Origin of the sequence: Nocardia puris, assembly GCF_036051655.1 — a bacterium.
Taxonomy (GTDB): Bacteria; Actinomycetota; Actinomycetes; order Mycobacteriales; family Mycobacteriaceae; genus Nocardia; species Nocardia puris.
In genome coordinates this window covers 7154978-7175742 of sequence record NZ_CP107943.1, presented here as the reverse complement: position 1 = coordinate 7175742, position 20765 = coordinate 7154978, and the positions used below count along the sequence as shown (strand labels likewise).

The 20765-nt window shown below is 70.0% G+C and carries 23 protein-coding genes; 18 read left to right on the top strand and 5 right to left on the bottom strand.

Features of this window, described 5'->3' with window-relative positions:
* The first annotated feature begins 39 nt into the window (after positions 1-39).
* Positions 40-309, top strand: a complete 270-nt coding sequence (locus tag OHB21_RS33310; RefSeq protein WP_067504162.1) for an alpha/beta fold hydrolase — start codon at positions 40-42, stop codon at positions 307-309.
* 26 nt (positions 310-335) lie between these two features.
* On the opposite strand, the gene OHB21_RS33305 is transcribed toward OHB21_RS33310, so the two are convergent.
* Entirely contained in the window at positions 336-947 is a 612-nt protein-coding gene (locus OHB21_RS33305) for a nucleoside/nucleotide kinase family protein (RefSeq protein ID WP_067504159.1), read from the bottom strand.
* 114 nt (positions 948-1061) lie between these two features.
* Between OHB21_RS33305 and OHB21_RS33300 the strand changes: the two genes are divergently transcribed.
* From OHB21_RS33300 to OHB21_RS33285, 4 genes are all read left to right on the top strand, one after another.
* Positions 1062-1880, top strand: a complete 819-nt coding sequence (locus tag OHB21_RS33300) for an acyl-CoA thioesterase (RefSeq protein ID WP_067504156.1) — start codon at positions 1062-1064, stop codon at positions 1878-1880.
* 48 nt (positions 1881-1928) lie between these two features.
* Positions 1929-2576, top strand: coding sequence for a pyridoxal 5'-phosphate synthase glutaminase subunit PdxT (gene pdxT / locus OHB21_RS33295; protein WP_067504153.1), 648 nt, complete (start codon positions 1929-1931; stop codon positions 2574-2576).
* 142 nt (positions 2577-2718) lie between these two features.
* The gene (locus OHB21_RS33290) at positions 2719-3546 is read left to right on the top strand and encodes a C1 family peptidase (protein ID WP_195125619.1); all 828 of its coding nucleotides are present in this window, start codon (positions 2719-2721) and stop codon (positions 3544-3546) included.
* Between the two features lie 75 nt (positions 3547-3621).
* Positions 3622-4374, top strand: coding sequence for a YebC/PmpR family DNA-binding transcriptional regulator (locus tag OHB21_RS33285; RefSeq protein ID WP_067504132.1), 753 nt, complete (start codon positions 3622-3624; stop codon positions 4372-4374).
* A gap of 57 nt (positions 4375-4431) precedes the next feature.
* Here the strand turns inward: OHB21_RS33285 and OHB21_RS33280 are convergent, their stop codons facing one another.
* On the bottom strand, positions 4432-4935 hold the full coding sequence (locus OHB21_RS33280; RefSeq protein WP_067504129.1) for an SRPBCC family protein: 504 nt from the start codon (positions 4933-4935) through the stop codon (positions 4432-4434).
* Between the two features lie 53 nt (positions 4936-4988).
* Positions 4989-5474 carry a metalloregulator ArsR/SmtB family transcription factor gene (locus OHB21_RS33275; RefSeq protein ID WP_084537352.1) on the bottom strand — a complete coding sequence of 162 codons (486 nt, stop codon included), beginning with the start codon at positions 5472-5474 and terminating at the stop codon, positions 4989-4991.
* 104 nt (positions 5475-5578) lie between these two features.
* On the opposite strand from OHB21_RS33275, the gene OHB21_RS33270 reads away from it, so the two are divergent.
* The 5 genes from OHB21_RS33270 to OHB21_RS33250 all read left to right on the top strand — a co-directional run bounded on the left by OHB21_RS33270 (position 5579) and on the right by OHB21_RS33250 (position 9001).
* A complete protein-coding gene (locus tag OHB21_RS33270) occupies positions 5579-6091 on the top strand; it encodes an O-acetyl-ADP-ribose deacetylase (protein ID WP_067504126.1) in 513 nt (170 codons plus the stop codon).
* Positions 6092-6171: 80 nt separating this feature from the next.
* Positions 6172-6741: a crossover junction endodeoxyribonuclease RuvC gene (gene ruvC, locus OHB21_RS33265; protein WP_067504123.1), complete on the top strand. Its 570-nt coding sequence runs from the start codon at positions 6172-6174 to the stop codon at positions 6739-6741.
* A complete protein-coding gene (gene ruvA / locus OHB21_RS33260; protein WP_067504120.1) occupies positions 6738-7343 on the top strand; it encodes a Holliday junction branch migration protein RuvA in 606 nt (201 codons plus the stop codon). Before ruvC ends, ruvA begins: the two co-directional genes overlap by 4 nt.
* A gap of 6 nt (positions 7344-7349) precedes the next feature.
* Positions 7350-8426: a Holliday junction branch migration DNA helicase RuvB gene (gene ruvB / locus OHB21_RS33255; RefSeq protein ID WP_067504117.1), complete on the top strand. Its 1077-nt coding sequence runs from the start codon at positions 7350-7352 to the stop codon at positions 8424-8426.
* 59 nt (positions 8427-8485) lie between these two features.
* Positions 8486-9001: a GtrA family protein gene (locus OHB21_RS33250; protein ID WP_067504114.1), complete on the top strand. Its 516-nt coding sequence runs from the start codon at positions 8486-8488 to the stop codon at positions 8999-9001.
* 5 nt (positions 9002-9006) lie between these two features.
* On the opposite strand, the gene OHB21_RS33245 is transcribed toward OHB21_RS33250, so the two are convergent.
* Together OHB21_RS33245 and OHB21_RS33240 are read right to left on the bottom strand one after the other, a co-directional pair.
* Entirely contained in the window at positions 9007-9570 is a 564-nt protein-coding gene (locus tag OHB21_RS33245) for a DivIVA domain-containing protein (protein WP_067504308.1), read from the bottom strand.
* Between the two features lie 158 nt (positions 9571-9728).
* Positions 9729-10397 (bottom strand): TetR/AcrR family transcriptional regulator, encoded by a 669-nt coding sequence (locus OHB21_RS33240; RefSeq protein WP_084537351.1) that lies wholly within the window; start codon positions 10395-10397, stop codon positions 9729-9731.
* Between the two features lie 35 nt (positions 10398-10432).
* Between OHB21_RS33240 and OHB21_RS33235 the strand changes: the two genes are divergently transcribed.
* The 8 genes from OHB21_RS33235 to OHB21_RS33200 all read left to right on the top strand — a co-directional run bounded on the left by OHB21_RS33235 (position 10433) and on the right by OHB21_RS33200 (position 20757).
* Entirely contained in the window at positions 10433-11926 is a 1494-nt protein-coding gene (locus OHB21_RS33235; protein WP_067504108.1) for a flavin-containing monooxygenase, read from the top strand.
* Positions 11927-12225: 299 nt separating this feature from the next.
* The gene (gene yajC, locus OHB21_RS33230) at positions 12226-12573 is read left to right on the top strand and encodes a preprotein translocase subunit YajC (RefSeq protein ID WP_067504103.1); all 348 of its coding nucleotides are present in this window, start codon (positions 12226-12228) and stop codon (positions 12571-12573) included.
* A gap of 105 nt (positions 12574-12678) precedes the next feature.
* Positions 12679-14352 carry a protein translocase subunit SecD gene (secD, locus tag OHB21_RS33225; protein ID WP_067504102.1) on the top strand — a complete coding sequence of 558 codons (1674 nt, stop codon included), beginning with the start codon at positions 12679-12681 and terminating at the stop codon, positions 14350-14352.
* On the top strand, positions 14349-15563 hold the full coding sequence (gene secF, locus OHB21_RS33220; protein ID WP_195125620.1) for a protein translocase subunit SecF: 1215 nt from the start codon (positions 14349-14351) through the stop codon (positions 15561-15563). Before secD ends, secF begins: the two co-directional genes overlap by 4 nt.
* Before the next feature lie 26 nt (positions 15564-15589).
* Entirely contained in the window at positions 15590-17302 is a 1713-nt protein-coding gene (locus tag OHB21_RS33215; protein ID WP_195125621.1) for an ABC transporter substrate-binding protein, read from the top strand.
* 37 nt (positions 17303-17339) lie between these two features.
* Positions 17340-17912 (top strand): adenine phosphoribosyltransferase, encoded by a 573-nt coding sequence (locus tag OHB21_RS33210; RefSeq protein ID WP_067504095.1) that lies wholly within the window; start codon positions 17340-17342, stop codon positions 17910-17912.
* Between the two features lie 224 nt (positions 17913-18136).
* A complete protein-coding gene (locus tag OHB21_RS33205; RefSeq protein WP_232331636.1) occupies positions 18137-20203 on the top strand; it encodes a CocE/NonD family hydrolase in 2067 nt (688 codons plus the stop codon).
* Positions 20204-20328: 125 nt separating this feature from the next.
* Complete coding sequence (locus tag OHB21_RS33200) at positions 20329-20757, top strand: hypothetical protein (RefSeq protein ID WP_195125622.1); 429 nt, start codon at positions 20329-20331, stop codon at positions 20755-20757.
* Positions 20758-20765: the final 8 nt, after the last annotated feature.

Genomic DNA, 20765 nt, shown 5'->3' with positions numbered 1-20765 from the left:
TTCCACGCTGCTGCCGGGCGGTGGGTCGAGAACAACTCCGTGGACCTGGGCTTCGACGCCCTGGGTGCAATCCTCCGGCTCCACGGAGCCTGCCCGGTCCGGCTCACCCACCCCGGCGCCGACCGCTGGACCTCGACCGCCGTCAGCCGCGCGTTCTTCGACCGCATCACCGCCCCAACCCGCTTCATCGAACTCGAAGGCGCGGGCCACTTCCCGGTGAAGCGCCCCGGCATCGACCAATTGATCAGCGCGCTCGTCGAACTACGCGACCTGGTCGCCGACGCGACCGCGGGCCCACACACCTCCTGAGAGCGCCGCACGGCCGAAACCCGGCCTCACTCACGTCGCAGCGCCGCCCGGTCCGGGTGGTCCCAGCGCACGAAATAGTCTGGTACCTCCGGGTTTTCGTCCGCGTGCGCGCCCAGCGCGGGGATGGTCCACTGTTCGCTGTCCGGGGTGTTGCGCCGCAGCGCCGCCGGGCCGAGGTCGAGGTGGACGGTCAAGTCGAAGGGGAGGGAGCGGCCCAGGAGCATCGGGCCCGCGAGGAAGAGGACCGTGTCGGTGGGGGCGGTGCGCACGGCGACGCGGGCGGAGCGGTCGGTGGACTCGTCCCAGAGGGCGGGCAGCCAGCGGCCGTGCGCGCGCAGCGCGTCGAGCACTTCGCGGCGCAGCGCGTCGTAGTCGAACCATGCTGTGCGGTAGGAGAATTCGTCCTCGCGCCCGTACTCCATGCGCAGCGAGGCCGGGCGCACGTAGTCGTGTGTCGAGACCACCTCGGCGGTGCGGCCGGTGTCGCGCACGGCCCGCGCGGCCTCGTGCGCGAAGTCGGCGGGTCGGGCGGCGTCGGCCCCGTCGATCGCGACAACGCGCCGCCCCGGCAAGTCGTGGAGGCGGACGATCAGCAGGTCGGCGAGCCCGCGCGGGGTGATGGGTGCGAAATGCGGCACGCCTCCATCACAGCAGACCGCCCCACCGCGTCTCCGATCGCGGAACAGACCCCTACGCCGGGGCAACAGGTGGGCGAACGGGGCGAATCGGATGCCGCGGGTTAACCTCAGCGCATGGCGACAATCGAAGAGGCATTGGAGATCGAGCGCCTGGAGCGGGACATCTTCCGGGGCGCGTCCCCGAAGACCCAGCTCGCGCGCACCTTCGGCGGTCAGGTCGCCGGTCAGGCCCTGGTGTCGGCGGTGCGCACGGTGGAGCCGCGTTTCCAGGTGCATTCACTGCACGGCTACTTCCTGCGGCCGGGCAATCCGCAGGAGCGCACCGTCTACCTGGTCGAGCGCATCCGCGACGGCCGGTCCTTCTGCACCCGCCGCGTCACCGGCGTGCAGGACGGCGCGGCGATCTTCATGATGTCGGCCTCGTTCCACGTCGGCGACGACGGGCCGGTCCACCAGGACGTGATGCCCGAGGTGCCCGCGCCGGACGACCTGCCCGACGCGCAGACCTCGCTGAGCCCCGAGCGGCTGTGGGCCATGCGCGAATGGGAGCACTGGGACATCCGCATCGTGCCGCAGGAGTCGGTGGCGCGGCGCGACGGTTCGGTCGCCCAGCAGCAGGTGTGGTTCCGGTACCGCCACCCGCTGCCCGACGATCCGCTGTTCCACGTCTGCACGCTCGCGTACATGAGCGATATGACGCTGCTCGGCTCGTCCAAGGTCATCCACCCCGGTGAACCCACCCAGGACGCCTCGCTCGACCACGCCATGTGGTTCCTGCGCCCGTTCCGCGCCGACGACTGGCTGCTCTACGACCAGTCCTCCCCGGCCGCGGGCTTCGGGCGCGCGCTCACCGGCGGCCGCATCTTCAACCGGGCGGGCGACCTCGTCGCGGCCGTCGTGCAGGAAGGGCTCATCCGCACGCCCCGCCAGTGAGCGAAGCGTGAGCGGGCCCACACCGCCGGGACTCGTAAGCTCGTCGGGGTGAACGCATCCCCGGTCGCCACCCCCGCCGCCGACGCGCGGCCCGCGTCGCGCCCCACCATCGGTGTGCTGGCACTGCAGGGCGACGTGCGTGAACACGTCGCGGCGCTGGCGCACTGCGGTGCCGAGCCGGTGCTGGTGCGCCGCCCCGAGGAGCTGGCCGCCGTCGACGGACTGGTCATCCCCGGCGGGGAGTCCACCGCCATCAGCAATCTGCTGGTCGCGTTCGACCTGCTCGAACCGCTGCGCGCCCGCCTGCGCGCGGGCATGCCCGCCTACGGTTCGTGCGCGGGCATGATCCTGCTCGCCTCCGAGGTGCTCGACACCCGGCCCGACGCCGAGCACCTGTCGGGCATCGATATGACGGTGCGCCGCAACGCGTTCGGCCGCCAGGTCGACTCCTTCGAGGTCGATCTGGACTTCGACGGCGTCGAGGGCGGGCCGGTGCGCGCCGTCTTCATCCGCGCCCCCTGGGTGGAGCGCGCGGGCGACGACGTGCAGGTGCTGGCCACCGTGCCGTCCGGGCCGTTCGCCGGGCGCATCGTGGCGGTGCGGCAGGGCGCGGTGGTGGCCACCGCGTTCCACCCCGAGGTCACCGGCGACCTGCGGGTGCACGGCCTGTTCGTCGATATCGTGCGCGGCGCGTAGTCCCGCGCCCCACCTGCGCGTTCGCCCGCGATCCCGGCGGCGGAACGGGTACGCGAGTACTCGCGTCCGGGGCGTGGCGGCGGCGCATCATCACTTCTCATCCGGGCGATCCCGACCGACCCGGACGTGAAGGAACCCCATCATGACCGACGTCATCACCGCACCCCGTGCGGACGAACCCGTGCCCGCCGAGGCGCGGATCTGCAATCTGGTCCCCTCCCGTGACACCGCCCGGGACTGGACGTTCGCCGACGCCCTGACCGTCGGCGCGCTCGGCGCCGTCGCGGCGCTGCCCGACAGCGTCGACCTGCGCCGCGACTGGTGGACCATCGGCGACCAGGAGGACACCGGCTCCTGCGTCGGCTGGGCCACCGGCGACGGACTGCTGCGCTACCACCTGGTCACCGCGGGCCGGGTGCCCCAGGACGCGCGCATCTCGCCGCGGTTCGTGTGGATGGCATCGAAGGAGACCGACGGCTTCTCGCAGCGCCCGGAGACGTTCATCGAGGGCGCGGGCACCGAATTGAAGGCCGCCGTGGAGGTGTGCAAGCGCTATGGCGTGGTCGAGGAGAGCTTGCTGCCGTTCCATATCGCCACCAAGATGTACCGGGGGCAGGAGAACACCTTCTGGGCGCACGCGGCGGGCAAGCGTATCGCCTCCTACTTCAATGTGGGCGTCAACCTCTCGCACTGGCGCGCCGTGCTCGCCGACGGCAAACCCATCCTGGCCGGCTTCCTCGTGGACGACACCTGGGACGGCGCGACCGCGGCGGGCGGCTTCCTGGAGGAGTTCGCGCACGGCACCGCGCGCGGCGGGCACGCCGTCGCGATCGTCGGCTACCTGGCCAGCGGGCACTTCGTCATCCGCAACAGCTGGGGCACCGCCTGGGGCGACGAGGGCTTCGCCTACGCCTCCCCGAAGTACATCCGGGACGCCTTCTTCCCGGAGGCGTACGTGGTTTCGCTGTGAGGCGACGCGGGCCGGCCCGGGGCGTCCACTAGGCTGGTGGAATTCTTCAGCCACCGACCTCGAAGGAAGTAGGGAATGAGCGGCCACTCCAAATGGGCCACCACCAAGCACAAGAAGGCCGCGATCGATGCCAAGCGGGGCAAGCTCTTCGCGAAGCTGATCAAGAACATCGAGGTGGCGGCCCGCACGGGTGGCGGTGATCCGGATGGCAACCCGACGCTGTACGACGCCATCCAGAAGGCCAAGAAGTCGTCGGTGCCCAATGACAATATCGAGCGCGCGCGCAAGCGCGGCGGCGGTGAGGAAGCGGGCGGCGCCGACTGGCAGACCATCATGTACGAGGGCTACGGCCCCAACGGTGTCGCCGTGCTGATCGAGTGCCTCACCGACAACCGCAACCGCGCCGCGGGCGAGGTGCGCGTCGCGATGACCCGCAACGGCGGCAACATGGCCGATCCGGGTTCGGTGGCCTACCTGTTCACCCGCAAGGGCGTAGTCACCCTGGACAAGAACGGCCTGTCCGAGGACGACGTGCTGCTCGCGGTGCTGGACGCGGGCGCCGAAGAGGTCAACGACCTGGGCGAGTCGTTCGAGATCATCAGCGAGCCCGGTGATCTGGTCGCCGTGCGGTCGGCGTTGCAGGCCGCGGGCATCGACTACGACTCGGCCGAGTCCGGCTTCCAGCCGTCGGTGTCGGTCGCGGTGGACGTGGACGGCGCGCGCAAGGTGATCAAGCTGATCGACGCACTCGAGGACAGCGACGACGTGCAGAACGTCTACACCAACGTCGACATCCCCGACGACGTCCTCGCCCAGCTCGAGGACTGAGCGTTTCCGCTCGCGAGCCCCGGTCCGCACAGGGCCGGGGCTCGCGGCGTCTTCCGGTCAGGCGTCGAGCTGGGCTCGGAAGTGCTCGGACTGGGCCGGGTAGTAGTCCTCGAACACGGGCAGTGTCCCGCCTTCCCGCGCGGCGGTGAGTGCGTCGAGGTAGTACTCCCAGCCGGGGCCCACCTCGCCCGCCTGTTTCGCGGTGTCGGCGTCCAAGTGATGCACGAACCTCAGCTCGGTCCGGTCGCCGTGCTCGGTGAGCGTGAGTTCCAGCCGCCAGTTGCCGGACTCGTCGGCGCTGGAGAGGGCCAGGTGGCGCGGCGGTGCGCACGCGTCGATCGTCATGGTGACGGTCGGCTGCCCTTCTTCGAACAGCAGGCGCACCGCGACCTCGCGGCCCGGCCCCGCCTCGCCCTCCCAGGAGCCGTACCAGCGCGCGGTGCGCTCGGATTCGGTGACGCTCGCCCACACGTCCTCGATCGGGGCGCGATAGGTCCTGGTGAGGACGAGATCGTGGCCTTGTTCGGTGGGGATCAGGCGGCCGGTGGGGGTGGGTGTCATGCGAAATCCTTTCGGGGGAAGTCAGTTTCGCGACGCGAGTCGTCTGGGCGTGGTTATGCGGTGTTTTTCCTGGGGGTGGCCGGTCGGCCGGAGTCGTGCTTCGGGCCTGCCGGTTTCGCCCGAGTTCCCTGGACACCGGGGGCGGTCGGATTCGCCGGGCTGTCGGCGGATTGCGCGCTGCCCGCGCGAGGCTGGTCATCCGCGCGCGGGGTGCCGCGCACGCGGTCGCGCTTGGTGCGGTGCACCTCGGTGGCCAGCGCGTCCAATCGCTGCTCCCAAACGCCCGCCACGCCGAAGCGCGCGATCCAGCCGGCGAGTTCGCCGAGCGGCGCGGCGTCGAGCTCGTAGTAACGCCGCCTGCCGCTGAGTTCGTCACGGACGAGCCCGCTTTCGCGCAGCACGCGCAGATGCCTGCTGATCGCGGGCCGGCTGACGTCGAACCGTCCCGCGATCTCGCCCGCGGTGAGCCGCCCGTCCCGCAGCATCTCCAGGATCGCGCGGCGAATCGGATCCGCGATGGCGGCGGCTACCTCGTCCACGAGTAAAGCGTAACCAATTGGTTACGCATTGTCGAGGGTCGAGGGCTCGTGGTCCGGTCGGAAGGTGCTGGCGGCCGACGATCGGGCGGGGCAGAATCCGGGGCATGACCACCGTGGAACTCGTCCGGGGTGACATCACGCGGCAGGCGGTCGACGCGATCGTCAACGCCGCGAACTCGTCGCTGCTCGGCGGTGGGGGAGTGGACGGCGCGATCCACCGTGTGGGCGGCCCGCGCATCCTGGCCGAATGCCGCGATCTGCGGGCCTCCCACTACGGTCGCGGGCTGCCGACCGGTCAGGCCGTCGCGACCACCGCCGGGGAACTGCCCGCGCGCTGGGTGATCCACACCGTCGGACCCGTCTGGTCGGAGCGGGAGGACCGCTCGGACCTGCTCGCCTCGTGCTATCGCGAATCCCTGCGCGTGGCAGACGAACTCGGCGCGCTCACCGTCGCGTTCCCCGCCATCTCCACGGGCATCTACCGCTGGCCCATCGACGACGGCGCGCGCATCGCGATCGAAACCGTCCGCGCGGCGGGCTCGGCCGTCGACACTGTGCGGTTCGTGCTCTTCGACGCCCGCGCCTACCACGCCTTCGACGCGGCGGTCCGGGCGTAGCGGCCGTGTCGCTGGTGACCGCGCACCGCACCCTCCGCTAAACTCTCGAACAGTTGTTCGTGTCTGCGAGAGGGGTTTTCGTGCGGGTGATGGGCGTCGACCCCGGGCTCACCCGGTGCGGCCTCAGCCTCGTGGAGGGCGGACAGGGGCGCACCGTCACCGCGATCGCCGTCGACGTGGTGCGCACCCCGCCCGATCTGGACCTCGCACACCGGCTGCTGCGTGTCGCCGACGCCGCCGAGGAGTGGATGGACACCCACCGCCCGTCGGCCGTCGCGATCGAGCGGGTGTTCGCTCAGCACAACGTGCGCACCGCCATGGGCACCGCGCAGGCGGGCGGCGTCATCGCGCTGGCCGCCGCGCGCCGCGGCATCCCGGTGGCCTTCCACACCCCGAGCGAGGTGAAGGCCGCCGTCACCGGCAACGGCAGCGCCGACAAGGCGCAGGTGACCGCGATGGTCACCCGGCTGCTCGGCCTGAAGGTCGCGCCGAAACCCGCCGACGCGGCGGATGCGCTGGCCCTGGCCATCTGTCATTGTTGGCGGGCGCCGCTGCTGGCGCGGATGGCCGCCGCCGAGGCGAAGGCCGCCGAGGCGCGGCGGCGCTACACCGAACGACTGGCCGAACAACGGAAGGCGGTGCGCGGGTGATCGCGTCGGTACGCGGCGAGGTGCTGGAGATCGCGCTCGACCACGCGGTGGTGGAGGCCGCCGGCGTCGGCTACCGGCTCAACGCCACCCCCGCCACGCTGGCCACACTCACCCGAGGCGCGGAGGTGCGCCTCTACACGGCGATGATCGTGCGCGAGGACTCCATGACCCTCTACGGTTTCGCCGACACCGAGGCCCGCGACCTGTTCGGCCTGCTGCAAACCGTCTCCGGCGTCGGCCCCCGGCTGGCCATGGCGGTGCTCGCCGTGCTCGAACCCGAAGCCCTGCGCAAGGCGCTCGCCGAGAGCAATGTCGCCGCGCTGACGAGGGTTCCCGGCATCGGCAAGCGCGGCGCCGAGCGCATGGTGGTGGAGTTGCGCGACAAGGTGGATCTCGTTCCGGTGCAGGCGGGTCCGCCCGGCAGCGCGCAGGCGCCCGTGCTCACGCCCGTGCGCGACCAGGTCGTGGAGGCGCTCGTCGGACTGGGCTTTCCCGCCAAACAGGCCGAGCCGTCGGTGGACGCCGTCCTGGCCGAACAGCCCGCCGCCGACACCGCCACCGCGCTGCGCGCCGCCCTGTCCACCCTCGGCAAGAACCGGTAGGACGCGATGGAGCACGACGAGGACGAATCCGCCGTCACCGCGAGCTACCTGCGCTCCGACGGCGAGATCGAGGCCAGCCTGCGCCCGAAGTCGCTGGACGACTTCATCGGCCAGCCGCGCGTGCGCGAACAGCTCACCCTCGTGCTGCGCGGCGCCCGCCAGCGCGGCGGCACACCCGATCACGTGCTGCTGTCGGGCCCGCCCGGTCTCGGCAAGACCAGCATGGCGATGATCATCGCCGCCGAACTCGGCACCGCCCTGCGCATCACCTCGGGTCCGGCGCTGGAACGCGCGGGTGATCTGGCCGCGATGCTCAGCAATCTGGTCGAGGGCGACGTGCTGTTCATCGACGAGATCCACCGCATGGCCCGCCCCGCCGAGGAGATGCTGTACCTCGCGATGGAAGACTTCCGCGTCGACGTGGTGGTCGGCAAAGGTCCCGGCGCCACCTCGATCCCGCTCGATATCGCGCCGTTCACGCTGGTCGGCGCCACCACCCGCTCCGGCGCGCTCACCGGCCCGCTGCGCGACCGCTTCGGCTTCACCGGGCACATGGATTTCTACGATCCCGAGGAACTGCGGCTCATCCTCACCCGCTCGGCCCAGATCCTCGGCGTGCACATCGAGGACGACGCCGCCGCCGAGATCGCGGGCCGCTCCCGCGGCACGCCCCGCATCGCCAACCGGCTGCTGCGCCGCGTGCGCGACTACGCCGAGGTGCGCGCCGACGGACTCGTCACCAAGCCGATCGCCCGCTCCGCGCTCGAGGTGTACGACGTGGACGTCCTCGGCCTGGACCGGCTGGACCGCGCTGTGCTGGGCGCGCTGGTGCGCAGCTTCCACGGCGGCCCGGTCGGCGTCTCCACGCTGGCCGTCGCCGTCGGCGAGGAAGCCGCCACGGTGGAGGAGGTGTGCGAGCCGTTCCTGGTCCGCGCCGGACTGGTCGCGCGCACGCCGCGCGGGCGGGTCGCCACCGCCGCGGCCTGGGAGCACCTCGGCCTGGTACCGCCGCCCGACCTGGTCTTCGGGTCGATCGAGGTGCGCGGCCGCGAACCGCAACCGACGCTGGACCTGTTCGACTGAACCCCGTTCATGATCGCCGTCGGCGGACGCCGCTCGGCGGCGCCGGTTAGAGTCGGGTCATGACCGTGGTCCAACAAGTGCTCGACCATATCCCGGAGCCGTACCGCAGCAAGGCGATCGAGCACCGCGAGCTGCTGAAGTTCGCCACGGTCGGCGCCATCACGTGGTTCATCGACACCGGCGTCGTGTACGCGACCAAACTGACGGTCCTGGGCGACAAGCCGCTCACCGCGCGCCTGCTGGGCGTGCTCATCGCGACCATCGCCTCCTACATCCTCAACCGCGAGTGGTCGTTCCGCACCAGGGGCGGCCACCAGCGCCACCACGAGGCGGCCCTGTTCTTCGCGGTCAGCGCGCTCGCCATCGGCGTCACCATGATCCCGCAGGCCATCTCGCTGTACGTGCTGGATCTGCGGGTGCCGCACGTCGGGCCGGTCACCCAGGCCGTCTCGAACTTCATCACCGGCCAGATCCTCGGCGTGCTGCTGGCCATGGCGTTCCGCTTCTGGGCGCTGCGCCGCTTCGTCTTCCCCGACGACAAGCACCAGGCCGAACTGCACAGCATCCAGGGGTAGAGCGGTCAGTGGTGGTCGCTTCGCTCCAGCGCCGTGACCACCAGATCCAGGAACGCGTCCACCTCGTCGCGCTGGTAGCCGCGGGTGCCGAGGCGGGCGTCGGTGAACCGGACGGCGCGCACATCGTCCACGGTGAGGCTGCCCGGCCCGCCGTGCGCGAGGGTGGCGGCGACCAGGTCGAGGAACGCGTCGACCTCTTCCTCGTGATAGCCGCGCCGCCCCACGGCCGACTGCGTGAAGCGCATCCGGTGCACGTCGTCGGGGGTGAGCAGGGCCGCGGTGGCGCCGTTGCCGCCCCACGGCGCGGGGCGGGTGCCGCGCTGACGGTATTCGAGTTCGACGCGCACCCGGTCCAGGAACTCGTCCACCTGGTCGGCCTGGTAGCCGCGCCCGCCGAACCGGGGCGGGTCGAACGCGACGTGACGCACGTCGTCGGCGGTCAGCGCGCCCTGGCCGCCCAGGGTGGCGGCGACCAGTTCCAGGAAGGCGTCGACCTCCTCGGCGTGATAGCCGCGATGCCCCAGCTGGGGCATGGGGAAATGGACGCGACTCACGTCGTCGGGGGTCATCACGCGCGACATTGTGTCAGGCCCTCCGGACGGGTGATCGGCCGCTGCGCCGCTGCGCCGCGTGGTCCGGTCTTTCGAGAACAACGTGCGCCCCCATGCGAACAGGTGTGATCTGTGTCCCACACTGTAGCGGCCGGGCGGCCCGCGCGACGGCGGGTTCAGTCTTTGCGCACGCCGTCGATGAGCAGGCGGCGGATGGCGGTCTCCAGGCCCTCCACGGCGGCCGGATCGGGATCGCGCATCCCGTGCAGGATCGCCGCGATGAGCATCCCGGTCACCGCGCGCGCGGTGTTGACGGTATCGAGATCGGCGCGCAGGTACCCGGCCTCGACGCCGTGCTCGAGGTAGCCCGCGGTGAGCGCGTCGGCGGTGTCGAGCAGCCCGTAGAGGCGGGCGGTGAGTTCGTCGTCGATGCCGGTGGCGTGGAACATGAGTAGCTGCGGCACCCGCCGGTCCTCGATGAGGATCCGGCTCAGCTCGGTGCCGATGCGCTCGAGCTGGGCGCGGTAGTCGTCCAGCGAGGTGGCCGCGTCGGGGGCGTTGCGGGTGCCCAGCGCGTCGATGATGCGCGCGGAGAGGTCATCGATGACGTGGTCGATGATGTCGCGCTTGTTGGCGAAGTACCGGTAGAAGGTGCCGTGGCCGATGCCCAGCGCGCCCGCGATGTCGGCGATGCCGGTGGCGTGATAACCGCGTTCGGCGAAGCATACGAACGCCGTATCGATGATCTCCTGCCGCAGTTCGGCTCTGCGTCGTTGCGCCCGGGTCGGCGATGGCTGCGTCACCCCTGTGATGATACTGTCGTCACAAACGGAATGATGTGTCATTCTGTGATAAGTCATTCACATCTGGGAGGTTCGACGTGGCGCCTCGGTACGACGCGATCGTGGTCGGTGCGGGTTTCGGTGGTATGGGGGCGGGCATCGAGCTCGATCGCCTCGGCCTGAGCAATTACGTGATCCTGGAGCGCGAGAGCGATCTCGGCGGCACCTGGCACGTCAACCACTACCCGGGGCTGGCGGTCGACATCGCGTCGGTCACCTACTCGTACTCCTTCGAGCCCAACCCGTACTGGACGCGGCTGTTCGCGCCGGGTGCGGAGCTCAAGAAGTACGCGGCGCACGTCGCCGACAAGTACGGCCTGCGCCGCCGCATGCGCTTCGACACCGTGGTGGACGGCGCGCGCTGGGACGAAGAACACCAGCACTGGGTCGTCTCGATCGAGGGCGGGGAAACCCTCACCGGCCGGTTCCTGCTCACGGCCACGGGCTTCCTCTCCCAGCCCTACACCCCGCCGTTCCCCGGGATCGACACCTTCGAGGGCAAGATCATCCACACCACGGCGTGGGACGAGGACTTCGACCTCACCGGCCGGCGCGCCGCCATCATCGGCACCGGCGCCACCGCCGTGCAGCTGGTGCCCGAGGTCGCGAAGAAGGCGGCCGCGCTGACCGTCTTCCAGCGCACGCCCATCTGGGTGGTGCCCAAAGTGGACGCGCCGATCCCCGCGCCGGTGCAGCGCCTCTTCGCCAAGGTGCCCGTCACGCAGAAGGCCGCCCGGCTGGTCAACACGTCGATGCTGGAAGCCCTGATGGTGGTCGGCGTGCTGCACTACGACCAGGCCAAGCCGCTGAACAAGGCGGCGGCGCTGCTGGCCAAGGCGCACCTGCGCGCCCAGGTGCGCGACAAGAAGACCCGCGAACAGCTCACCCCGCACTACGACTTCGGCTGCAAACGGCCCACCTTCTCCAACGAGTACTTCAAGACGTTCAACCGGCCGCACGTGCGTCTGGAGACCAACTCCATCGATCACGTCACGCCCGACGGCATCGTCACCGCCGACGGGCACAAGACCGAGATCGACACCCTGATCCTGGCCACCGGCTTCAACCTGTGGGACGTGAACTTCCCCGCCATCGAGATCATCGGGCGCGACGGGGTGAACCTCGGAAAGTTCTGGCGCGACAACCGTTTCCAGGCCTACGAGGGCATCACCGTGCCGAAGTTCCCCAACTTCCTGAGCCTCAACAGCCCGTACTCCTACAGCGGCCTGTCGTACTTCACCACCATCGAGGCGCAGATGAAGCACATGGCCCGGCTGCTCGGCGAGCTGTTCCGGCGCGGGGAGACCACCTTCGAGGTCACCGAGGCGGCCAACGAGCGCTTCCTCGACACCGTCACCGACAAGCTCGGCTCGTCGGTGTTCTACGGCGGCGACTGCGCGAGTTCGCGCAGCTACTACTTCAACCAGCACGGCGAGGCCGCGCTGCTGCGCCCGAACAGCACGGTCAGCACCCATCGCCACGCGGTGAGCTTCCCGCTCGACGACTACGCCTACGGGTCGGTGCCCGCCTGAGCGGGTCAGGCCCGGAGGAGGTAGCGCAGCGTCACCACGCAGGGCCCCCGATCAGGCCGATCGGCTACCGCCTGAGCGGGTCAGGCGAATCCGCTACAGCCTGACCGAGCCCAGCTCGGGAAATGCCTCGCGATCACCGGTCGCGGGGCATTTCGCGTTCGGCGAAACCCTCCTCCGACCTGCCGGTGGACACCCCCGCCGCTCGTCGAGGGTGTGCGGGTGTGGCGGCTCGGGCGGCAACTGGCAGACTGTGTGGGTACTTGTCCATCCCACCCACAAGACAGGGACTGACTCCGACGATGGATTTTCTGTTTCTGCTGATACTCGTTGCCCTGTTCATCCCGATCCTGCTCGGCCTGCGCCGCCAGAAGCGTGAAGCCGAGAAGACGGCGACGATGCAGGACAGCCTGAAGATCGGCGACCAGGTGGTCACCACGTCCGGTCTGTGGGGCACCGTGGTAGAGCTCGACGAGGACACCGTCGACCTGGAGATCGCCGAGGACGTGGTCACCACGTGGCTGCGCCTGGCGATCCGCGAGGTCCGCGAGCCCGCCGACGAGATCGCGGACGAGACCGTGGACGACACCCCGGCCGACCCGGCCGAGGAGACGCCCGAGCAGACCGAGACCCGGCTGACCAAGGACTGACCGCCGCGGCGCCCCCGACCGCGCGCCGGACGCACCTGCCTCCGGCGGCGGTCCGCCGTGTGCGCCTGGATCCATCCTCGACTTCCCGCCTAGGAGATACGTACTGTGCCACCTTCTCAGGGATCGGCGCATCCGCTCAGGTTGCTCGGCGTCTACGCCGCGCTGCTTGCCGTGATCTATGCGTTGGTGTTCTTCACCGGTGACAAGGACCCGACACCCAAGCTCGGCATCGACTTGCAGGGCGGTACGCGGGTCACGCTGACCGCGCGCACGCCCGACGGCAGCAGCCCCAGCCAGGACAGCCTGAAGAAGGCGCAGGAGATCATCGAGAACCGCGTCAACGGTCTCGGCGTCTCCGGCTCCGAGGTGGCCATCGAGGGCGAGAACATCGTCATCACCGTGCCGGGCGACGACGGCCAGCAGGCCCGCGCGCTCGCCACCACCGCCAAGCTCTACATCCGCCCGGTGTTGCAGGCCTCCCCGCCGATCGCGGGCGCCCAGCAGACCCCGCCCGCGCAGCAGACCACGCCCGGCGCCACCACACCCGCGCCCGAACCGGCCCCGGCGCCCGCCGAGCAGCCGTCGGAACCGCAGCAGCGGGTGTTCCCCGCGCAGGCGCCCACCGACGAGCCCGCGGAACCGTCGCTCACGCCGCAGGAGCAGACCCAGCGCGAGATCGCCGAGGCCCGCGCCAGCAGGCAGAGCACCGATCAGGCGACGCAGCTGGCCGCGATGGCGGCGCTGGACTGCACCAAGCCCGACCCGCTCGCGGGCAACGACGACCCGAACCTGCCGCTGGTGACCTGCTCGCAGGACGGCACCGAGGTGTTCCTGCTCGACAAGAGCCGCATCGACGGCCAGGAGATCGCCAACGCGACCTCCAACCTGGACACCCAGCAGTCGCGCTGGGTGGTCGACCTGGAGTTCAAGTCCACCGGCAGCGACGCCTGGGCCGATCTGACCGGCGAATACGTGCAGCGCCGCGTGGCGTTCACGCTGGATTCGCAGGTGGTGAGCGCGCCGCAGGTGCAGCAGGGCCCGCAGCTCGGCGGCACCACCCAGATCTCCGGCTCGTTCAGCGCCTCCTCGGCGCGGGAGCTGGCGAACACGCTGAAGTACGGTTCGCTTCCGCTGTCGTTCCAGACCTCCGAGGCGGAGACGGTGTCGGCGACACTGGGCCTGTCCTCGCTGCGCGCGGGCCTGATCGCCGGTGCGGTCGGTCTCGCGATCACCCTGCTGTACTGCTTGGTCTACTACCGCATGCTGGGCTTCCTCACCGGCCTGTCCCTGCTGTTGTCCGGCCTCGGGGTGTACGGGTTGATGGTTCTGCTCGGCCGTTGGATCGGCTTCACCCTCGATCTCGCGGGCATCGCGGGCCTGATCATCGGTATCGGTATGACGGCCGACTCGTTCGTGGTGTTCTTCGAACGAATCAAGGACGAGATGCGCGAGGGCCGCAGCTTCCGCTCGGCGGTGCCGCGGGGCTGGCAGCGCGCCCGGCGCACCATCCTGACCGGTAACGCGGTCAGCTTCCTGGCCGCCGCCGTGCTGTACGTGCTCGCGGTCGGCCAGGTGAAGGGCTTCGCGTTCACCCTCGGCCTGACCACCATCCTCGACGTCGTCGTGGTGTTCCTGGTGACCTGGCCGCTGGTGCTGCTGGCCTCGCGCCGCGAGTTCTGGGCGCGGCCGTCGATGAACGGTCTGGGCGCGATCCAGGAAGTCGCGCGTGAGCGCCGCGCCGCCCAGGGATCGGTCTCCGAGAGCGTGAGGACGCGATGAGCAACAGCCAGACCACTCCGTCGATGGTCGAAGACGCCCAGTCGCCGTCGGGACCTGGCCGTGCGCCGGAGCACGGTTTCTTCAACCGTCTCTACACGGGCACCGGTGCGATCGACGTCATCGGCCGCCGCCGCTTCTGGTATACCGTGTGCGCCGTCATGGTCTTGATCTCGTTGGGCAGCATCGTGTTCCGCGGGTTCAGCTTCGGCATCGACTTCGAGGGCGGATCGCGCATCCAGTTCCCGGCCGGTACCGCGACCACCGAGCAGATCGAGACGGTCTACCACGACGCGCTGGGCACCGACCCGGTCACCGTGCAGTCGGTGGGCAGCGGTTCCACCGCCACGATGCTGATCCGTTCCGAGGCACTGGATCAGTCGCAGGTCGAGCGGCTCAACGCCGCGCTGTTCGAGGCTTTCCAGCCGCTGGACCGCGACGGCAACCCCAGCGTGGCCGCGATCAGCACTTCCGATGTCAGCGAGACGTGGGGCGATCAGGTGACCCGCAAGGCATTGATCGCGCTGGTGGTGTTCCTGGTCCTCGCCGCGCTGTACATCGCCGTCCGCTTCGAGCGGGACATGGCCATCGCCGCGATGGCGTCGCTGTTCTTCGACGTCGTGGTCACGGCGGGCGTGTACTCGCTCGTCGGCTTCGAGGTCACCCCGGCCACCGTGATCGGCATCCTGACCATCCTCGGCTTCTCGCTGTACGACTCGGTCATCGTGTTCGACAAGGTGGAGGAGAACACGCGCGGCATCGAGCACCTGAACCGGCGCACCTACGCCGAACAGGCCAACCTCGCCGTCAACCAGACCTTCATGCGCTCGATCAACACCACCGTCATCGGTGTGCTGCCGATCGTGGGCCTGATGGTGATCGCGGTGTGGATGCTCGGCGTCGGCACCCTCAAGGACTTGGCGCTGGTGCAGCTGGTGGGCCTGATGGTCGGCACCTTCTCCTCGATCTTCCTCGGCACCCCGCTGCTGGTGTCGATCAAGGAGCGGTGGGGCCCGATCGCGGCCCACACCAAGAAGGTGCAGGCCAAGCGGTCCGGAGCGGCGAAGACCAGGGCGGGCGCGGAAGCCGAGCGGCGCGCGGTCGCGGCCACCGGTCGCGAACGGCCCGAGACGCCCGTGCGCAGGCCGCGCGAGGCGACCGGTCCCCGCGCCGGCGCCCGTCCGTCCGGAAAGCGGCACAAGAGGCGGCACTGACCCCCCCGACGTCAGGAGTGCGTTCCATGCGACAGCCACGCGGTGCTGCGGTGCGTCTGATCGGAGCGGTCGCCGTGGGCACCCTGGCCGCCGGTGCGGTGGCCGGGTGTTCGGGGCAGAGTCAGGTGCCCTCCATCGGCTACGCCGTCGACGCGGTCGTCACCAGCTACAACGGCGGTACGGCCGTCGGCGCGAGCAGCGGGTCGGCCGCGCTCTTCTCGCGCGTGCTCACCGGGTTCTTCTACACCGGACCCGAGGGGCAGCCGGTCGCCGACACCGATGTCGGCACCGCCAAGGAAGTGCCGGGCGAGTCCCAGACCATCCAGTACCGGCTCAACCCCGACGGTGTGTACTCCGACGGCGTGCCCACGTCCTGCGACGATCTGGTGCTGACCTGGGCGGCGCGCAGCGGCCGGTTCCAACAGCCCGACGGCACACCGCAATTCGACTCCGCCAGCACCGCGGGCTACGCCGACATCGAGCGGGTCGACTGCCAGCCGGGGTCCAAGGACGCCACCGTCGTGTTCCGGCCGGGCCGCTGGTATCAGCCGTGGCGCACCCTGTTCGCGGCCGGTGAGTTGATGCCCGCGCACGTCGCCGCGCGCGTGGCCGACGTGCCGAACGCGGTGTCGGCGGTGCAGAACGCCGAACCCGATGCCATCGCGCGGCTCGCCGATTTCTGGAACACCGGGTGGAACTTCGGATCCGGCGACATCGACCTCACCCGGTTCCCCTCCTCGGGGCCCTATCGCGTCGAATCCTTCAGCGCCGAAGAAGGTCTCGTACTCGTCGCGAACGAGCGCTGGTGGGGGAATGCCGCCGAGACCGGGCGGATCGTGGTCTTCGACAAGACCTCGGATCTGAAGCAGAAGGTGTCGGACAACGCCGTCGGCGTGGTCGACATCGGCATGAACTCGGTGCCCGAACTGAATCTGGACGGGTTCACCGTCGCCAACGTGCCGGGGCGCGGCGCCGAGCAACTGGTGCTCTCGACCGGGGGAGTGTTCGCCTCGGCGGAGGCGCGCCGCGCGTTCGCGCTGTGCGTGCCGCGCCAGGCGCTCTACGACGAACTGGGCAAGGCGGCCGACCTGCCGGGCACCGGCCTCGGCGAGGGGCCGCTGAATTCCCTGATCACCCAGCAGGATTCGCTGTTCTACGGCGCCACCATCGGTGCCGCCGAGCGCTACCGCGGCAGCGACGTGCCGGGCGCGACGGCCGCGCTGGCCGCCGCGGGCACCCCGAATCCGACCGTCCGGATCGGCTACCTCACCCCCGACGACCGGCGCGCGAAAACTGTCGCCAAGATCACCGAGGCCTGCCGCGCGGCCGGCATCACCGTCGTGGACGCGGGCGCGCCCGACTTCCGCCCCACCGCCCTCACCGAGGGTTCCGTCGACGCCGTGCTCGCCGGCACCGCCTCGGCTCCCGGCCCCGCCGGTTCGATGACCGGGGTGTTCGCGACCAGCGCGTTGCGCCCGGTCAACGGCCTCGATTTCGGGCGATTCGGGAACGGCCGTTACGATGCGATCACCGATCAGCTTGCGGCCGACGACAACTCGGCCGCGCAGCTGGGCCTGCGGACCGAGGCCGAGAACCTGCTGTGGGCGGAGATTCCGAGCATTCCGTTGTTCGCCACCCCGCGCACCATCGCCTTCGGCGCCGGTCTGCACAACGGTGTGGCCGGTCCCACCCAGGGTGGCACCGGCTGGAACATGGACCGCTGGGTGTTGCGGCGGTGACAGGTGTTGGTGGGTGCGTGACCATGGAGAGGTGTCGATGAGTAAGCACGCGGCGGTCGAATCCGACGAGATAGTCGCCGAGCGGACCGCCAAGGCGGCCGGACAGGTCGAACGCCTCACCCGGTGGCGGGACGACTTCCCCGAACCCGGCGTCCGCTTCGCCGACCTCACCCCGGTGTTCGCCGATCCCGAGGGTTTCCGCGCGGTCATCGACTGCCTGGCCGCCTGTGCCCCCGACGCCGACCTCGTCGCCGGCGTCGACGCGCGCGGCTTCCTGCTCGGCGCGGGCGTCGCCGCCACGCTGGGCACCGGCGTGCTCGCCGTCCGCAAGGCGGGCAAGCTGCCGCCGCCCGTGCACACCCGCGAGTACCGCCTCGAATACGGTTCGGCCGCACTGGAAATCCCCGGCGACAGCGTGGAGCTGTCGGGGCGCCGGGTGCTGTTGCTCGACGACGTGCTCGCCACCGGCGGCACCCTGTCGGCGGCGGCCGAGCTGTTCGCGTCGGTGGGCGCCGAGGTGGTGGCGGCGGCCGTGGTGCTGGAGCTCGGGTTCCTGGACGGGCGGTCCCGCCAGGGGGATTATCCGCTCACGTCGATCGTGAAGGTGTAGGGGACGCACCTGCGGCATCCCGCACTGCTCGGTGCGTCCGTCCGCAGCCCGGCGTTCGCGTGTTGTCCGGCGCGTCCGGTGTCGTGGCGGTGCTGAGGCGTGCTCCTGGCTACGCACCGGCGCGACGTGCCGACCGGTCCGTACCTCCCCGATTCCCCGGTAGCCGATTGCTATGGTCTCGGTCACAGTCATGTGATCGGTGATCGGCGACGGAGAGGACAGGGGTGTCGAGGACGATCCGGTCGAGGGCGCTGTCGGGGGTGGTCGTTCGTTCGGCGGTGGTGGCGCTGGTGGTCGCCGTGACCATCGTGGCCGCGTGGTGGACGTCGACGCCGCCGCGTCCGGAGACGCCCGATCTCACCGCGCTGGCGCAGCAGTGGACCGCCCTGCACGACGGGCCGCAACCGTACTCGGATGTCGACATCACCTGGGACGTGCCGATCACGATGAGCGACGGCGTCGTCCTCAAGGCCAACGTCTACCGCCCCTCGCACACCGGTCAGGGGCCCGCCACCGAGCCGCTGCCGACCATCGTCAACCTCACCCCGTACACGAAACTGCTGACCAACCTGGTGGATTCGGCGCTGGCGGTGCCCGGGTTGCAGCCGACCGTGATGGACCTGGTGGGCCGGATCAACCTGTCCGGCACCGAGTTCAGCGGTTTCGAGGACCTGCTGCACGCGCTCGACGGCGGCACCGTGCAGACCGTGCTCGGCATCGACCGCAAACTCCTCCGCGGCGGCTACAACCTCGTGGTGGTCGACGTGCGCGGCACCGGATTCTCCCAGGGCGGCTGGGACACCCTCGGCGCCCGCGAACAACTCGACACCCGCGAGGTGATCGACTGGGCGGCCGCGCAACCGTGGTCCAACGGCGAGATCGCCATGAGCGGCGGCTCCTACGCGGGCATCAACCAGCTGCGCGCCGCCGAGAACGCGCCCGCGCCGCTGAAAGCGATCTTCCCGGTCGAGCCCGGCAGCGACCTGATGCGCGACGTGGTGGCGCCCGGCGGCGGCATCGGCACCACCTTCCTGCCGCTGTGGTTGAGCAATGTGAATCAGATGAAGCTGATTCCCGACGTGGCCTCCATGCTGAACGGCACGTTCGACTGGAAGTGGTTCGACGAGCGGCTGCGCGACCCGAACACCAACTTCGACCTGCTCGCCCAGGCGCTGCTCACGCCGTCGCTCGAGGACGTGCCGCCCGCTCTCGCCGACGCGCTGGACGAGGGAAGCCCGTTCCGCCGAGGGATTCTGGGCAGCCCGCAGCAGGTGAGCGTGCCCACCTTCGTGTACGGCGGCTGGCACGACATCTTCGCCAACAGCGCCACCAAGCTCTACGACGCCATGCCCCTGCCCGAGACGCAGAAGAAGCTCGTCATCGGCAACACCTACCACGCCAACCCCGGCGCGGGCACCGGCTCACCCGGCGCGCCACCCCGGCTCGACGTGTTGCAGCGCGCGTGGTTCGACAAGTGGCTCAAGGACATCGAGAACGGTGTCGACGACTACGGGCCGATCGTGGTGTGGGAGCAGGGTGGTGACTGGGTGACGCTGCCCGAGTTCCCCCGGTCCGACGCCGTGCACCGCCGCGTGTACCTCTCCGCCGACCCGAGCGGCAGCACCTCCGACAGTCTGCACGACGGCTCCCTGGTGCAGCACCGGCCCTCCGACGCCGAAAACCTCACCGTCGCACCGGGTCTCACCACCATCTGCTCCCGCGACACCGCGCAGGGGTCGGCGGGCCTCACCGCGTTCCTCGACATGTGCGCCAAGGACTCCCGCATCGCGGAGACCAACGCACTCACCTTCACCACCGCCCCCGTCACCACCCCCACCGTGGTGTCCGGCCCGATCTCGGTGCACCTCAACACGATTCACGACGCCACGGACGGCTACTGGACCGTCACCGTCAACGACGTCTCCCCCGACGGCACCTCCACCGTCCTCACCACCGGCCAGCTCACCACCTCCATGCGCGCCGTCGACGAATCCCAGAGCACCCGTTCCCCCTCCGGCGACTACACCGCCCCCTACAACCCCATCACCCTCGACAGCATGCTCCCCGTAACCCCAGGCACCCCAACCCCTCTCGACATCGCCGTCATCCCCACCCAAGCGGTGCTGAAGCCGGGCCACCGGCTCCGCCTGGACATCTACGCGGCGAACTCCCCGAAAGGCGTCCCGTTCCGGCCGATGTTGAACAACACCGAGTTGAAACCCCAGTATTTGGCGTTGGACCCGGACAACCCGAGCTACATCAACCTGCCCTCGACGGTTCCGCTGCCGTAGGGCGTTTAGGTTCGTCGGCCCTGTCTCGACAGGCGATCGCCAGATGTCGTGAGCGGAACCTATTTTCCGCCAGGATGTTTCAGATAGGCGAGGTGCCAAGTAGCACACGGATCGGGGAGACGTAGGTGTCGGACGGCGGGCGTGTTCGGGAACTTGTCATCGGTGCCGGCGACTTCCAGGTTGTTCGACGCCTGCCGTTCGAGCTGGCGAACGTGCCCCGCGAGGTGATCGTCGCTTTGGGGTGGTGGAGCCCGGAGAACGGTGAGTATCTGAGGCGACTCGCCCGATCGATACCGTCGCAGGTGGCGGCGGCAACCCGGGTCAGGATCGTGATCACCGATGTGGAGATCGAGGATCTTTCTCGGTCGGGGCGCCCTGCTTCGGAAGACGAGATCGTGAGATTCGTGCCCGAGTCGGTCGCGCAGGTGTGGCCGGAGCTGATGCGAGGGGTGTTCGATGCTCTGGGTGCGTTGGAGACGCGTTATCGCACCGGATTCCACGAAGCCGAGGTTTCCCAGGCACTTCGAGCGCTGGATGGCATCGGCGAGTTGTGACGGTCGGC

Excerpts from the sequence above, each read along its gene's own strand:
- OHB21_RS33285 (WP_067504132.1), top strand. The coding sequence starts at position 3,622 with ATGAGCGGCCACTCCAAATGGGCCACCACCAAGCACAAGAAGGCCGCG.
- OHB21_RS33280 (WP_067504129.1), bottom strand. The coding sequence starts at position 4,935 with ATGACACCCACCCCCACCGGCCGCCTGATCCCCACCGAACAAGGCCAC.
- OHB21_RS33300 (WP_067504156.1), top strand. The coding sequence starts at position 1,062 with ATGGCGACAATCGAAGAGGCATTGGAGATCGAGCGCCTGGAGCGGGAC.
- OHB21_RS33210 (WP_067504095.1), top strand. The coding sequence starts at position 17,340 with ATGAGTAAGCACGCGGCGGTCGAATCCGACGAGATAGTCGCCGAGCGG.
- OHB21_RS33245 (WP_067504308.1), bottom strand. The coding sequence starts at position 9,570 with ATGACCCCCGACGACGTGAGTCGCGTCCATTTCCCCATGCCCCAGCTG.
- OHB21_RS33250 (WP_067504114.1), top strand. The coding sequence starts at position 8,486 with ATGACCGTGGTCCAACAAGTGCTCGACCATATCCCGGAGCCGTACCGC.
- OHB21_RS33215 (WP_195125621.1), top strand. The coding sequence starts at position 15,590 with ATGCGACAGCCACGCGGTGCTGCGGTGCGTCTGATCGGAGCGGTCGCC.
- yajC (WP_067504103.1), top strand. The coding sequence starts at position 12,226 with ATGGATTTTCTGTTTCTGCTGATACTCGTTGCCCTGTTCATCCCGATC.
- secF (WP_195125620.1), top strand. The coding sequence starts at position 14,349 with ATGAGCAACAGCCAGACCACTCCGTCGATGGTCGAAGACGCCCAGTCG.
- OHB21_RS33290 (WP_195125619.1), top strand. The coding sequence starts at position 2,719 with ATGACCGACGTCATCACCGCACCCCGTGCGGACGAACCCGTGCCCGCC.
- OHB21_RS33270 (WP_067504126.1), top strand. The coding sequence starts at position 5,579 with ATGACCACCGTGGAACTCGTCCGGGGTGACATCACGCGGCAGGCGGTC.
- OHB21_RS33240 (WP_084537351.1), bottom strand. The coding sequence starts at position 10,397 with ATGACACATCATTCCGTTTGTGACGACAGTATCATCACAGGGGTGACG.
- ruvB (WP_067504117.1), top strand. The coding sequence starts at position 7,350 with ATGGAGCACGACGAGGACGAATCCGCCGTCACCGCGAGCTACCTGCGC.